A 12,498-nucleotide genomic window follows, 5' to 3' on the forward strand; every position below is an offset into this window, starting at 1 on the left:
TTTCCCACCCCAAGCTGGTTCCTGTCATGCTGCTCACGCCCTCCCGCCTGTTGATTGCGACTTTGTTCTGTCTCGCGTTTGCTCCACTCGTTGCTCAAGAGGTAACCGACGCCACGCGCGCCAAAGATGCCCGCCGCGTAAAAGCACTGCTGCGTCTCGAAAATGTCGATCTGGAAACTTTGCCTGAAGCCAAGGCTTCGCTATTGCGACATCTCGAAACGATTCATGGCACCGATGAATACCTGGAACTGGTGCGTCGCTTTCAGTTGAAGGCAACGACGCCAGAACTCATTCGCCTGGCGATTGAGAAAGGGGAAGAGACCATTGGCGTCGAAGCCGTCAAGACGCTGTTCGATTTTGGTGCGACCGCCGAGCTTGAAATGGAACTCGCCGGCAAAGATGAACAACGAGCCGCCAAACTGGCGACAGCGCTGGGGCTCGCTGGCGATGCCCGCTGCAATACACTGCTGCTGACCACGATCGAAAATGGCGAGCGGAGCGTGCCCCTTCGTTCCACCGCCGTCATGGCAGCGGGCAAAAGCAAGGCGGGACAAGAGCAACTCCTCAAGCTGGTCGAGGCCGGCAAGCTGGCGAAGGAATTGAGTTTCGCGGCAGCCAACGTGCTTCTCTCGTCCAGCGATGCCGCGATTAAGACTGCCGCGAGCAAACATCTCACGCTGCCCGCCACAGCCGATAGCAAACCACTGCCGCCAGTCGCCGAATTGGTCAAGAGCGCCGGCGACATCGGTGCGGGCAAGCAAGTGTTTGCCACGGTTGGTACCTGTATCAAGTGCCACAAGGTGCGCGGCGAAGGCAAAGATGTCGGCCCCGATCTTTCCGAAATCGGCAGCAAGCTTTCGAAGGAAGCGTTCTACGTTTCGATCCTCGATCCCAGCGCCGGTATCAGTCACAACTTCGAGACCTACACGCTGTTGCTAGCCGATGGCACTGTGCAGAACGGCATCCTGGTCAGTCAAACCGATGCCGATATTCAAATCAAAACCGCCGACGCAATCATCAAAAGGTTCGCTCGCGACGAAGTCGAAGATTTCAAAAAATCGACCGTCAGCTTGATGCCCGCCGACTTGCAAAAGGCGCTCACCGCGCAGAACCTCGTTGATGTGGTGGAATACCTCACGACGCTGAAGAAAATGAACTAGAGGCCCGGAATGCGTCTCGTAGTCACATCCATATCGCTCCTGCTGACGGTGCTCGTCGGCTCGGTGATTCTGGCCGATGATAAATCCGCAGATTGGCAATTGGCGGCAATTGGCGTGACGAGCAAAGGAACTGAGATTCCCGTCTGGCTCTCGTCCGGTTCGACAGACATTGCTTCTCCGGTCCCGCGCATCCTCGTCATCGGCGGTCACGATGGTTCGGTCGTCTCGACGCAATTCGTAAACAAGTTGAAGGACTGGTTCACCGAGAACAAGCGTCCAACGGACAAGCCGATTCACGTCGCCCTGATTCCTAATGTCTATCCAGATGGCTTGCCAACGAACCTGGTAGCCGCGGACGCCATCTGTGGTTATCCGTTTGAAAAAGGTTACTATGACGATCCGCAGCGTCCCGAAGCTCGCTATCTGTGGCGCTGGGCGCGTATGTTTGGCGCTGATCTGATCATCGATGTGCGCGTGGGCAAGACCATCGGCTATTGGCTACCGCAGCGCGACCTCGAAGCAGGTCGCAAGTCGGCCCTCGCTCGCAAGATTCCCGATCCACGCCTCCCCGACCCACCTGCCGATGATTTCGTGCGTCAGGTTTCCGAAAATGGTGCCGACGATCTCAATACACCCGCGATGATCTTTCAAATTACGGAGAACGATTGGGAGTTGGAACTGAAAACGCGAATCGGCGATTGGCTCGTCTCCCGGGGCCCACAGTCGACTGCCCACCGAGAATTGACTCGCCGCCTCAATCGTAGCGCTCTCGCCGTTGCCACCGAACTTTCAACTTTCTACGGCCACGATCTCAAGCAAGTCGCCTACATCCCCGCGCTCGCCGTCGTGGGTCGCCTGCGAACAGCGGAAGAGGCGAAGAATGACGAAGAATTGGCTGCGCTGAAGCAGCTACTCGCGCCGTTTCTCTCGGGCGAGAAAACTCCCACGCCCAAGTCGGGCAGTGAGCAAGCGGGGCATTTGCTCTTCGCAGAACTGGCCAAACAATCGGAAGGCAAGGAACGCGACCGCTGGATCCAACTGTGTCGCGCCGCTGCGGATCAGATATTTGACAAGGATGGCAAGCCACTCAAGTTGATGCCCTCGCACAACGAAATGAGCGATGCCGTCTTCATGGCCACGCCGATCATTTGTGCGACCGGCAAGCTGACGGGCGAACAAAAGTACTTCGATGCCGCGGTCACGCATTTTCGCAGCATGAAAAAGCTGTGCGTCCGCGAGGATGGCCTTTATCGGCATTCACCGCTCGACGAAGCGGCCTGGGGACGCGGCAACGGCTTTCCGGCACTGGGCTTGGCTTGGGCGCTCAGTGAGTTCCCGGAAGATCATCCGGCCTTTCCCGAACTCAAGCAGGAATTTCAGAATCACATCACGGCGCTTTTGAAGCATCAGGATGCATTCGGTTGCTGGCACCAGGTGATCGACAAGCCGGGGAGCTACCGCGAGTTCAGCAGCACTTGTATGATCGGCTGGGCACTCAAACGCGGGATTGATCGAGGCTGGCTTAATCCAAAAGCTCATCAGCCGGCGCTCGATCGCGCCTGGATCGCGGCCAAGCAACGCATTGGTCCCAAAGGCAAAGTCGTCGATATCTGCACGGGCACCGGTAAGATGAAATCGCTGCGAGACTATTACGATCGGCCAGCGATCTGGGGAGTCGATGCTCGCGGCGGTGCCATGGCTCTCATGTTCTCAACGGAAATGATGAACGGAACGAAGTAATGTCAAACGCAACTGCCAGCCGTTGGACTCATTGGAATGACCGGCTGAAGATCATCGCGCTGGGTTTGACCCTGGGTATTGCTGCCCGCTGGGTGACGCGTACCTGGCAAGCGAGCGCCGCATCAGCGCCACAACCGGCCGCTGAAGCGAACGACTCCTCGGCGAAGTCACAGCGGTAGCAATCAGCAATTGCCACTCTTTCGCACGCTAAGCATTCTGCTTCCGGCGCTGTTCGTTCCACAAAAGCGAGCGCCCCGCGCGTCATTACGATTGGCACGTTGTCGCCAAGTGACGAAACAACCGTGCCGCTGTTGTGTTATAAACTTGTCGAAAATCATTGCCGAGATTACGTTACACTTCTCCGCGGTTCCTCTCCCTCCAGCGACCATCAGGCTTCTCCATGCCCTCCTCTCTCCGCCAACGGGGCTTCACGCTCGTTGAGCTGCTCGTCGTGATTGCCATCATCGGTGTCTTGGTGGCCCTGCTCTTGCCGGCGGTACAGGCTGCACGCGAAGCGGCACGGCGAACTCAGTGCATCAATCACCAGAAGCAATTGGTGCTGGCCACGCACAACTTTCACGACACGCTCCGGCGTTTGCCGCCGGGCGGGGCCAGCGACCAGCCTCCGTTTGGCATCGATGCGGCCACCGGCAATCGCTGGGGCAGCAGCTGGTTCGTCTACATTTTGCCATACATCGAACAGCAGCCACTGTTTGACAAGTGGCAATTCACCGGCCAGTCGGGGGCGTTCAATACCAACAACAACACCGCCGCGACCGGCGTGATGATCAAGACGTTCTTCTGCCCTTCGTCACCGCTGCAAAAAGCTGCGCCCAATCGGCAACTTGGCTCTACCTTTGCTTCTTACGTCGGCATCAGCGGAGCTGTGAACGGCTTGATTCCCGGTTATACCGAAGACCGCATCAACACTTGGCCCTGCGGCGGCACCATGAGCGGCGGCGGTGTGCTTGTCCCCAATGGCCAGTTCAATCTTGGTTCGATCACCGACGGCACCAGCAGCACGATGGCCATCAGTGAGCAGGGAAACTTCTTGATCGACAACACGGGCAAGAAGCAGGAATGGCGAGCCTCGCAGATCTGGGGCTGGTATCTGGGCGTGAAGTCGGTGGGTGTTCCGCCGAATTTTGATAACGGCGGCACGGACAATCGCCAACCCAACATGGCGACGATTCGCTACTCCATAAACTATGCCCCAGCCGGTGGCTGGGCGAATGATGTCCCGGGGCTTGGCGTCGGCGGCGCGAATGGCACGAACTGCGTGGGAGCTAACATTCCACTGAACTCGACGCATACCAACGGCGTCGTGGCTGCCTTCAGCGACGGCTCGGTCCGTTTTCTGACGCAATCGACTTCCCTCGCCGTGCTGGCTCAGTACGCGACTCGCGACGACGGCCTGCCCGTTCCTGAGTAGTCCCTGCGGCCGCGGCTGGTTTCTTTCTTGCCTAAAATTGCTCTCTTCAAAAAGCTGCTCATGATCGCCTCGCTTCGCCCTGCCTGTTGGCTCAGCCTATTGCTTCTCACCGCTTGTCTAGGCATTGGCTGCGCCAAAAAAGAAGCGCCGGTCTTCCCGGTGAAAGGGACCGTGACGTTAGATGGCAATCCGCTCAGCGAAGGGACCGTCTACTTCAAGACGCTGGCCGAGGGGAAGGTCGAAGCGATGCCCGTGAAGGATGGCAAATTCGAGGGGAAGGCTTTGGAAGGCAAGCGCCGCATCGAAGTCGTGGCCTATCGCCAGATTCCGGTCCCCGGTGAGATGGGCGGCTCCATTCAGGAGAATATGATCGCCCGCCGCTACAATTTTGAAAGTACCCTCACGGCCGATGTCGGTCCCACCAGTTCGAACGAGTACGAATTTAAAGTTACCAGTAAATAGCAACGTCCGGGCGAACATTCGCCGGGCATACCTCTCTCTTAGATAACTTCAGGAGAGGAAACGCATGTTGAGCGACGATGCAATTCAACTTCGGCCAATGCAAGCGGCTGAAGTCACCCAGTTGGTCGAGTGGGCCGCAAAAGAGGGTTGGAATCCCGGGCTGCACGATGCGCAGGCCTTTTACGCGACCGATGCCGACGGCTTTCTGGCCGTCGAAGTGAATGGCCAGTTCGTCGGGGGCGGGGCGATTGTGCGGCACCATGCCAGCTTCGGCTTCATGGGGCTGTTTATTGTCCGGCCCGAGTTTCGCTCACAAGGGATTGGCCGCAAGCTGTGGTTCGCACGGCGCGATTTGCTCGCCTCGCGACTCGACCCCGCCGGCACGATTGGCCTGGATGCCGTCGAAGCCATGCGCGACTTTTATGCGCAGGGCGGTTTCGTAGGGACATCGTTTCACCTTCGTTTCGAACTGGCGACATTGCCTGCTGGAAAGCCCGACGCTTCCCTAGTTCCGCTCAGTTCCGTTCCTTTCTCTCAAGTTGCGGACTTTGACCGTGCGTGCTTTACTGCGCCGCGAGAGAGCTATCTGAAGGCCTGGCTGGCACTGCCGCAGAGCCATGCCTTGGCCTCCGTTCAGCAGGGAGAACTACGTGGCTACGCGGTCTTGCGCCGCGCGCAAGTAGGCTGGAAAATCGGTCCGCTCTTCGCCGCCGATCGAGCCACGGCAACCAAGCTGTTTCAGGCTTGCTGTCAGGCTGCCGGCGAGGGGCCCATCTATCTGGATGTGCCCGAGGCGAATCCTGCAGCCATCGCGATGGTCGAAGAGTTCGGCATGCAGCCCGGCTTCCGTTGCCTGCGAATGTACCGCGGCCCGATTCCCACAGTTCATCACGAGCGGATCTTTGGCATCACGACGCTCGAACTGGGCTGATCGACAGCATCACTACACTGCCACCGAACGGCTGAGCCAATCGGCAAATCGCGTTCGACCCACGCGTTGATTGACATCGGGCGTCAGGCTCTGATCGTTAACCGGCGTGCCAAAGTACGTGGCGCTGGCATCGGTGGTGACTTGCCGCGCATCTGCGGTCGCGCTCAAGTAGTGCCGCACCAGGTCGTCCATGCCAATTTTCTCGGGACCGGCCAGATCGACTGTGCCATTCAATGGCGGCTCGAGGGCTACCTCGGCGATAGCCTCGGCAACATCGTCGGAAACGATGGGTTGCATGAGCGAGTGTGGCAGTCGCACCGTCTGTCCATCGGTCGCGGACTGCGCGATGGCACTCACAAACTCAAAGAACTGTGTCGCGCGCACAATGGTGTAGGGAATGGACGAAGCCTTGATCAGGTTTTCCTGTGCTAGCTTCGCGCGAAAATATCCGCTGGCGAGCATGCGCTCGGTTCCGACGACCGACAAGGCAATGTGGTGCTTCACACCGGCAGCCGCTTCGGCAGCGAGCAGGTTGCGTCCCGAGGTTTCGAAGAACGCCAGGACCGCCTGATCTTCAAACGAAGGACTGTTGGCAACATCCACCACAACCTCGGCTCCCTGCAGCGCAGCGGCGAGTCCTTCACCGGTGAGTGTATTGACGCCTGTCGAGGGTGACGCAGCAATCACCTCGTGACCTTGGCCGCGCAGGTTGCCGACGACCTTCTTCCCGATGAGCCCACTGCCGCCAATGACGACGATCTTCATGACAAATCTCCTGACTGAAAGTTGGAACTGTGGGAACGATGGAATTTGAAGTTACTGCGGCCCCTTAATGCTTTGCAGCTTCCGGAATCGCAATCTGCTTGGCAGAGCGCGGTTGCAAAACAACCGCGATGACGCGAGTCTTTCCCTTAGCGGCCGGGTTTTTGGAAACACGATGCAGGCAACCGGTCGGTTCGTAGAACGTCTCCCCCTGCTTGAGCACCTTCGTCGGTTGATCGTCGATTCCCAGTTCGTATTCACCCTCCAGCACGTAGCCAAAACCGGGCCCTGGGTGGCGATGTGGCAACCCTGCTTGCCCGGGCTCCAAGGTCACTTCCACGACCGTGGCCTTGGTCTCTTGGCCGTCGAGCTTTTCGACAATGTTCCGCTCGGCGAGCACTGCGACTTGTTCACCGTCGTGGTGCACCGCAGACATGCCGCCAATGCCGATGCCGATTCCTGCCGCGAGTGTGAATAGGTGGCGAATCATGCTTCACTCCTGGTCGATGGGTTGGTGCTGTGTCCTCGTTCGTGAATAGAGACGGCTGGCGAATTGAGTTTGTGACAAGACGCAGAAATTTTCTGCGATGCCCATGGAACACCCACAGCGGAAAAGTTCATCGCTGGGGAAGAATGCGCGCGGAAGGATTCCAATCGAGCGCGCTGCGGGTCACTCACCCCGTGAGGACACACGAGGCGAGGGAGAAAGATAAAGAAAGGAGAGAACTAGCTTCGGCCGCCGGAGGAGCGAAGGCGCTCGACGGCGAGGCGATAACGGCTGTAGAACTCGGCGGCGGTCCAGCCTAGGTAGAGGTTGGCACCGATCGAGAAGAACAGAATGATGACCGTGAACAGGAGCGGCCACCAAGGCTTCTCGGCTTCGACGACAGGCAGGGGATTGCCCTTCGAGTCGACGCGCGTGTTGGAAAGCGGGCGATTGAGATTGCTGTTGCTCGGCAACGAAGCCATCTGGTTGTCGCCGCTGATCGGACGGAAGTCGACCGATTGCCCCGAGCCCATGTTCGGGTCGCCGTAGTTGCGACCTGCCAGCTGGTTATCCTGCGGCAAGCCCACGCCCGGACGATACGGCACACTACCCGCGGGGGCGAGGTGATCGTTCGATCGATAGTTCGGGTTCTGGGGCGTGTTCGCGTAATTGTTGCCCGCGAAGTTGTTATTGTTATTGTTCGGAAACGGATCGTTTCGCGGAGCACCGGGCGGATTCAAATCGCGACCGTACTGATCGCGGCCATAGGGATCGCTGTTGAGCGCGGGAGGGTTTAACCCGCTGCCACGCAGTCCGTTCTCTTGAGTCGGATTGCGATAGTCGTTCGTGTAGCCTGTGGGAGGCGGAGCGATGCCGGGGCGCGTGTTCTGAAAATCGTTCCCGCCTTGCGCGGTAGGTTGCACGGCATCGTAGCCGGCAGCCGGATTCACGCGGGAGGTATCGCGATCGAAGGTCGAACCGGTTGTGCCCGCAAAGGGACGAGGCGGATTCGAGAAACCGCCGGTAGATCCGGCAGCTGGATTGCTACCAAACCCGTTACTACCCAAACCAGTGGTCGGCGAATTGAAGCCTGGAGTTGTGGGAGACGTGGGCGTCGTCGACCAAGGGGACGCAGCGGGAGCGAGCGGGGCAGGTGAAGGCGAGGAGGCCGCACCGGCACCAAACGCGGGGCTGCTGAAGGGAGGATTCGAACCAGCCAGATTACTGGGTGGTGGTCCGAGGGGCGGAGCACCGATTCCCGTGCGGGGCTTGTTCAAGTCGGTGGTGGCTGGACTGGTCGCGGCAAAGTTGTTGCCCGCCAGATTATTACCCCCAAACGCTCCGACGGGCTGACTGCTGGCCGCCAGTGGAGCCGGGGCAGGGCGACCGGGGACCTTCGGCAACGGCTTGGTGTTCGAGAAGACGACGAAGGTATCGACTCGGCCGGACTCGGTAGACAACTGCGTGTAGATTTCGTCGCCGGGCGCTAAGGTGCGCAGCAGCTTGGGATCGATCTGGACGAAGTATTCGAGCAGGCCCTCTTTGGTCGGCTGCCAACCAAAACGGACGTTGAAATTCTGTTCTGGCTGGCCGTTGGCCTTCCACAGGATGGTGGGCGGATCGGTGGCGCCGCGTACCGCTCCCGACGTAAAGGCACTGGCGGGCAACTTTCGCTGACTGGCGCTGGCCGGGGCATTCGCCGGGGGCGCAATGCGGATACGGAGTCGCTGCACGCTCTCGAGCTCGGGGGGCACGCTGCTGCGAATCTCGTCGCCGTTGGCAAGAGACGTGAGAAATTCGGGCTCAACGATCAGCACGTATTCGATCTGGCCATCATCCGTGGTGCCCCAGTCGTACTCGACGCCAAGGGTGGCCGCGATCATTAATAGCGCGATTCCATTCATCGCTTTACAACTCCCACCCGGGCGGTCCTGCCAGAGCGTAAGGGGGCCAACAACAGCCCCATGCGGCCAACGGAAATCGCTGGCCTGCGGCAATAGTAGTCGAAAGGCGAGGTTCTGGTAAATAGCGACGGGGCGGCAGAATGCGGGTTCGCCGGGGTCAATTCCGGGGATTCTTTCTTGAATGGGGTAGGAGATGGCAGCCTAGGCACAATAGGGCAAATACGTCGAGTTGTGGGGTGGCCGGTGGGCAATCGAAGTGAGTATCGTTTCAGAAGGCCTGCCAGAGCTGCGGTAAATCATCGTTCCGCGAAAGCTCCGGTCGATGCGACCGGAGTAGCCAGTATTTAGGAATAAGCGCTTCGACGCCGCCCAGATTTCTTCTCGACGGGCTGCCGCAAGCGATCAGTATCTTCCATTGGTGTCGTGCCGAATTGCCGCTTGAACTCGCGGCTGAACTGCGATGCGCTCTCGTACCCAACTGCCTTTGCTGCGGTGCCGGCGTTGTAGCCATCGTGGATCATCAAACGCTTCGCGCGATCAAGTCGAATTCGCTTGAGGTATTGGAGCGGCGAACTGCCAGCGACAAGTTTGAAGTTGTGATGGAACGCTGCCACGCTCATGCCTGCCCGTTTCGACATGTTGTCGACGGTAAACGGCTTAGCGCAGTCAGCATGAACCTCTTTCAAAACCTTGGCGATTCGCATGAAGTTCCCATCGCGATTCGCGAGTGCCCGGAGCGCGCCGTCTTGATCCTCTCGCAGCGCCCTGTAAACGATCTCACGGATGATGCCACGCCCCAGAACCCGACTGTCCACGGGGCACTGCAGACACTCCAGCAGTCGAATCACCGCTCCGCTGAGTTCACAACTCAAAGGACGCGTGGTCACACCCCGGGGAAGTTCGCGTTGCGGCGGCGTGGATTCATCCATTTCGAGCACGACTTCGCCGAGAATGGCTGGGTCGACTCTGACTCCTACAACCAATACGGGCTTTTCTGGCGTGGCCTCCCACTCACATTCGGCGGGCAGTGGCACCGACAAGACGAAGTAACTGGATGAGCCGTAATCGTAAATCTGATCGCCAACATAGCTCCGTTTGCGGCCTTGTCCCACGATGACGATGGCTGGTTCATAGACGACGGGCGTGCGAGGCAACACGGTGGAATGCCTAGCCACGCGGACTCCGTCGACGAGCGTATTGTGAACCCCCTCTTCGATGGCAACCTTGTTTAGAAGGAAGGCGAGCCGCTCGGAACTCTCGTCCGCGACAGTCATCTTTACATCCCCGCGTAGCCACGATCAGAAAGGAGCCAGATACCAAGTTAGCATTGTCTGACCAAAAAACGCGCCGAACGAGAGAATTAGGCAAGACTTTTGGCGAATCGTTGCATGTCATTCCTGTTCGGCTGGGGTTAAATGATTGCTGAAGGTACCCGTCCAACCGCCGGCTTGGGAGATCTGAAATGACACCGCTTCGTTTGCACCACATCGTGTTGAACATGCTTTCGGCACCGTTGTTGGTTGCCTGCTCGTTGGCAACTGCCAATGCCGCCGATTGGCCGCAGTGGCAGGGACCTCAGCGGAACGCGGTCTCCAGTGAGACGGGTTTGCTGCAGGAGTGGCCCGAGGGTGGCCCACGACTGGCCTGGCGCGTCGAAGGACTCGGCGGCGGCGACAGTGCGCCTGCCGTAGTGAACGGCAAAATCTACGGCTTGAGCCACCGCGATGGCAAAGAGATCGTCTGGGCTCGCTCGGAAACAGACGGCAAGGAAGTTTGGGCATCTGCACTGGGTGCCGCCATATCGCAAGGTGTCCCACAGTCGAAAGAAGGTCCGGGTGGAACACCTACCATCGACGGCGATCGACTTTACGCCATTGGAATGAGTGGTCGACTCGCCTGTCTCAACCTCAGCGATGGAAAGATCCTGTGGCAGAAAAGCCTGATTGAGGATTTTGGTGGAACGCCACCGATGTGGAACTTTCGTGAGTCGCCACTCGTGGATGGGGATAAGGTCATTTGCACACCCGGCGCTGCAAATGCAACGCTGGTCGCTTTGAACAAGATCAGCGGCGACGTGATCTGGAAAACTGCGGCTGCGTCAAGCCAGCCGTCCAACGCTCCGCCGAGTGGCGGTGGACGCCCCTCGACAAGCGAGCGCACTCCACGCGGCGGTCAGGCGGCAGGCAGCACTGCGGTGCCATCGATTGCTGGTACCGAAGACCCGACGCTCTACGCCAGTGAACATTGGGGAATGACCGCTTTTAGCCAAAAAGTGCCCAATGGCAAGTACGTGGTGAATCTACACTTCGCAGAAACGTATCAAGGAATCACCGCGGCCGGACAACGCGTATTCAGTTTCACTGTCCAAGGAAAGGAGTTCAAAGATTTCGATACCTTTGAGAAAGCTGGTGGACTTCGCAAGGCCTATATCGAATCGGTTCCCGTGGAAGTGAAAGATGGCGAACTCAAGATCACGTTCGAACGAAAACTTGAGAATCCGGCGATTAAAGCGATCGAGATTCTCCCGAAGGAAGTGACGGACAAGGCCGCAGAGCCGATCCGAATTAACGCCGGAGCTGCGGAGTCGTTTACGGATTCGAAGAAACAAGTTTGGCTCGCTGATCGAGGGTTTGTTGGCGGCCAAGTCAATTCAGGTGCCGCTGGTCGAGGTGGCTTCGGTCCACCGGGAAATGCTGCCGGTGGAGGCAGACGCGGTGGGTTCGGTGGCTTTGGCGGCCCACGTGCAGGCGCAGCTTACGCGTCGATCATCGCCATTGATTTGGAGGGTGTGCGGCAATACGTCCAAATGACCTCCAGTGCACTGATCGGCGTGTCAGCCGATAAAGGGGAGGTGCTTTGGCAGTACAACAAACCGTCCAACGGTATGGGGATCAACTGTTCAACACCGATCTATCAGGACGGGTTGGTCTTTGCAGCGTCCGCGTATGGGGCAGGTGGCGGCGCGGTTAAGGTAAAGAAGGATGCAAGCGGCAAGTTTGAGGCGGAAGAAGCTTACTTCACGACGCAAATGCAGAATCACCACGGCGGAATGATCGTTGTGGATGGCGCGCTCTACGGTGCGAATGGCGGCAATGGCGGCGGGATGATGGCCTGCATCGATTTTCAAACAGGCGAGACTCTTTGGAGAGACCGCAAAGGGCCGAAAGGCGCGTTGCTCTACGCCGACGGCAGACTTTATCTGCGCAGTGAAGAAGGCCCCATCATTCTGATTGAACCATCCAAAAAGGGCTTGGTCGAGCTTGGCCGGTTTGATCAGCCAGATCGCAGCCGAGCGCCGGCCTGGGCTCATCCGATTATCGCCAACGGTAAGCTTTACATCCGCGATCAGGGGCTGCTGCTTTGCTATGACGTTAAGGCGAAGTAAGTCTCGCCGAATTGTACCCCCCCGTTGCCGGCATGTGTTCTTCGCTGCGTGCCCCAACACAACGAACGTCCCAGACCGATGGCCTGCCGTTGTCGGATAGAATCAATCCACGTGGATCGGTTGCGGTGGGCCTCGTCGCGAGAAAATCCATAGAGTTGGCCAAGACCACGACCGCGACCTCGGCCCACCCTACTCGCAAGCTTGACTCGTCAAAAATTTCTAAATTCTTCTGCCG

General features: G+C 58.5%; 11 protein-coding genes. 7 read left to right on the top strand and 4 right to left on the bottom strand.

From position 1 onward, the window contains the following. Nucleotides 1–26 precede the first annotated feature (26 nt). From NA78x_RS20100 to NA78x_RS20125, 6 genes are all read left to right on the top strand, one after another. Nucleotides 27–1,160, top strand: coding sequence for a c-type cytochrome (locus NA78x_RS20100; RefSeq protein ID WP_425614162.1), 1,134 nt, complete (start codon nt 27–29; stop codon nt 1,158–1,160). A 9-nt stretch (nt 1,161–1,169) separates the two neighbouring features. Next, nucleotides 1,170–2,900, top strand: coding sequence for a glycoside hydrolase family 88 protein (locus tag NA78x_RS20105; protein ID WP_425614163.1), 1,731 nt, complete (start codon nt 1,170–1,172; stop codon nt 2,898–2,900). Then, entirely contained in the window at nt 2,900–3,079 is a 180-nt protein-coding gene (locus NA78x_RS20110; protein ID WP_425614164.1) for a hypothetical protein, read from the top strand. The genes NA78x_RS20105 and NA78x_RS20110 overlap by 1 nt, the downstream gene beginning before the upstream one ends. Nucleotides 3,080–3,300: 221 nt before the next feature. Beyond that, on the top strand, nt 3,301–4,332 hold the full coding sequence (locus NA78x_RS20115) for a DUF1559 domain-containing protein (RefSeq protein ID WP_425614165.1): 1,032 nt from the start codon (nt 3,301–3,303) through the stop codon (nt 4,330–4,332). Between the two features lie 27 nt (nt 4,333–4,359). Next, a complete protein-coding gene (locus NA78x_RS20120) occupies nt 4,360–4,794 on the top strand; it encodes a hypothetical protein (protein WP_425614166.1) in 435 nt (144 codons plus the stop codon). Nucleotides 4,795–4,858: 64 nt separating this feature from the next. Then, complete coding sequence (locus NA78x_RS20125; protein WP_425614167.1) at nt 4,859–5,725, top strand: GNAT family N-acetyltransferase; 867 nt, start codon at nt 4,859–4,861, stop codon at nt 5,723–5,725. Between the two features lie 12 nt (nt 5,726–5,737). Here NA78x_RS20125 and NA78x_RS20130 read toward each other — a convergent pair whose 3' ends face one another. The 4 genes from NA78x_RS20130 to NA78x_RS20145 form a co-directional block, all read right to left on the bottom strand. Further along, nucleotides 5,738–6,490 carry an SDR family oxidoreductase gene (locus NA78x_RS20130; protein WP_425614168.1) on the bottom strand — a complete coding sequence of 251 codons (753 nt, stop codon included), beginning with the start codon at nt 6,488–6,490 and terminating at the stop codon, nt 5,738–5,740. Nucleotides 6,491–6,554: 64 nt separating this feature from the next. After that, the gene (locus tag NA78x_RS20135; protein ID WP_425614169.1) at nt 6,555–6,977 is read right to left on the bottom strand and encodes a cupin domain-containing protein; all 423 of its coding nucleotides are present in this window, start codon (nt 6,975–6,977) and stop codon (nt 6,555–6,557) included. A 236-nt stretch (nt 6,978–7,213) separates the two neighbouring features. Continuing rightward, entirely contained in the window at nt 7,214–8,878 is a 1,665-nt protein-coding gene (locus NA78x_RS20140) for a hypothetical protein (protein ID WP_425614170.1), read from the bottom strand. Between the two features lie 344 nt (nt 8,879–9,222). Beyond that, nucleotides 9,223–10,152, bottom strand: a complete 930-nt coding sequence (locus NA78x_RS20145) for an AraC family transcriptional regulator (RefSeq protein WP_425614171.1) — start codon at nt 10,150–10,152, stop codon at nt 9,223–9,225. A gap of 188 nt (nt 10,153–10,340) precedes the next feature. Between NA78x_RS20145 and NA78x_RS20150 the strand changes: the two genes are divergently transcribed. Beyond that, nucleotides 10,341–12,263: a PQQ-binding-like beta-propeller repeat protein gene (locus NA78x_RS20150; RefSeq protein WP_425614172.1), complete on the top strand. Its 1,923-nt coding sequence runs from the start codon at nt 10,341–10,343 to the stop codon at nt 12,261–12,263. Nucleotides 12,264–12,498 lie beyond the last annotated feature (235 nt).

The organism is Anatilimnocola aquadivae, assembly GCF_049819085.1.
Classification (GTDB): domain Bacteria; phylum Planctomycetota; class Planctomycetia; order Pirellulales; family Pirellulaceae; genus Anatilimnocola.